This window comes from Moorena sp. SIO1F2 (assembly GCF_010672755.1).
In the GTDB taxonomy this organism is placed as follows: Bacteria; Cyanobacteriota; Cyanobacteriia; order Cyanobacteriales; family Coleofasciculaceae; genus Moorena.
Genome location: NZ_JAAHFV010000606.1, coordinates 1 through 2,052, shown reverse-complemented (window position 1 = coordinate 2,052; position 2,052 = coordinate 1). Strand labels below are relative to the sequence as shown.

Below are 2,052 nucleotides of genomic sequence, written 5' to 3'. Positions count from 1 at the left end.
ATTCCCGATTCCCGATTCCCGATTCCCTGTTCCCTGTTCCCTGTTCCCTCAACAAAAAAAAATTCGGTCAAGTCCTGGTTAATTCCAATGCTTGACCGAATTATTTCTTTTAATAGTCAAGAGCCCTAGGGTTTTTGACTATGTGTTCACCAAATCAACAACATACCAACTTAGGTTTCAGACTTCGTACTTTCTCCTGAGTTTTGACCTGTCGCCAGGGATTGGCATCCCTGGCAAGTTGCTATCTTAATCTACCAACAGATGTCGAATCAATATACTGATCACCTCACCAGAATTTCCGGTAGGTTGAGGAGTGCTCCACTCATGAACTTGTGCGTAGCCACGGCTATAAAGATTATAGATTGTGACCCGCACGGTTTTGGGCGAACCGATCAATATATGTTTGATTTGCTCCCGTCCTGGCTGGGCTTGGCCAGATAATTCAGGGAGATTAGGATTGTTGGGATTATACTCAAAAGTTGGGAGAAAGTTTTCGATGTCCATAAGGTTTTTTGTGTTGTTTTTTGGGACAATTTTATTATAGATAAATATTTTTTATTTTGTCAACTATTTTGAGAGCTTTTAAATTAGCGGTAAAAGTTTTTTTTAGGGTTATTTAAAAAAAAGCGATCGCTTTTAGCGTGGCCTACGGCCAATCGCGTAGCGTCATATTCGATTAATTTATTAGTTTTAAACTTATAATAAGCTGTTTAAGCATCATTTATTACTTAGTCAACATCATATTTTTTTAAATTAATACGGTAATTATGGTATAGTATTTGAGTTAGAGTTTAATTCTGGGATAGCATTTAAGTTGATAGAATAATTATGTGTTCGAGTAGGAGATATTTCAGAGTATCGAACTTTCTATCGCATTTACTAGATTGATCCCCCCCAGCCCCCCTTAGCTAAGGGGGGAGCCTGGAAATCTATCTGAAAAGTCCCCCTTATTAAGGGGGATAATGGGGTATCCAAACCCACGCAAAAAACCCGAATACCTGCTCCCTAATCCCTACTCACTGCTTCCTAAGAGGAGCCCATAAAACTATCTGGAAAGTCCCCCTTATTAAGGGGGATAATGGGGTATCCAAACCCACGCAAAAAACCCTACTCCCTACTCCCTACTCCCTACTCCCTACTCCCTACTCCCTACTCCCTACTCCCTAAATTGCTATAATTAATCTAATTAACGATAACTAGAGATCAATGATAGAACCCTTGTCAGTATTAGCCGGTTGGGCAATCCCGAAAATAGGGGAATCGTTGTTAGAGATTGTTTCGGGACAAGGATGGGATAGCTTAAGTCAAGCTCTGAGTAAAAGCGATGTAGACAAGGCAATCAAAGGGGGAGAAGCGGCAGTAAAAGAATGGGAAAAACAACGGGATCCGAGCCAGCGCTTATTTTTTCGCGCTAGACCGGATGGCTGGAATGGAGTTAATAATTTTTTGCGGGACTATTTTACACATTCAGCAGTTTTGGCGGAATTACAGAAACCGTTACTTAATCAAGGCAAGCCTGATCGAGAGATTTTAATCACGGTATTTCAACAGCAAGCTGAAGCCAATGACATTAAACTGAATCAAGATAGTATTAAGCCTTGGATAGAGAAATTTATTAATGCTTATTTTCAGCAGACGGATACTTATCTAAAATTTCAGGTAGCTAAACAGGATTATTGTGAGCAGCTAGCTAACTGGTTTGATGATGTTAAATTTGCTGGCATTGCTGTGCCTGGGCAAGAGGTAGAAAAATCCGAGAAGTTAGCGCAAATTTTTGTAATGCCAGATGTGGTGGAAGACCTATCAACTGCTGGCGCTTGGGAAAGGGATTGGTTAGCAGCTGGTAGTGGGGAAACCTCAGAAATAGCACTATTGGCAAAGACGACTGGCCGCAAATTCTTGGCGGAGCAGTTATTGAGCCAAAGTCAGTCAAGACGAGTGGTGATATTGGGTGCGCCAGGCTCCGGGAAAACTACCTTGATGAGTTATTTTGCAGTAATGTTGGCTCAGCAAAATCCTGACATTTTAGGATTAGATGGTGATACGGACTGA

At 41.1% G+C, this 2,052-nt stretch carries 2 protein-coding genes; one reads left to right on the top strand and one right to left on the bottom strand.

Features of this window, described 5'->3' with window-relative positions:
* Positions 1–246: 246 nt before the first annotated feature.
* The gene (locus F6J94_RS33305) at positions 247–504 is read right to left on the bottom strand and encodes a hypothetical protein (RefSeq protein WP_293048106.1); all 258 of its coding nucleotides are present in this window, start codon (positions 502–504) and stop codon (positions 247–249) included.
* Positions 505–1,206: 702 nt separating this feature from the next.
* Here F6J94_RS33305 and F6J94_RS33300 point away from each other — a divergent pair.
* A complete protein-coding gene (locus F6J94_RS33300; protein ID WP_293048103.1) occupies positions 1,207–2,052 on the top strand; it encodes a hypothetical protein in 846 nt (281 codons plus the stop codon).

Coding starts and splice junctions, on each gene's coding strand:
- F6J94_RS33305 (WP_293048106.1), bottom strand. CDS start 504: ATGGACATCGAAAACTTTCTCCCAACTTTTGAGTATAATCCCAACAAT.
- F6J94_RS33300 (WP_293048103.1), top strand. CDS start 1,207: ATGATAGAACCCTTGTCAGTATTAGCCGGTTGGGCAATCCCGAAAATA.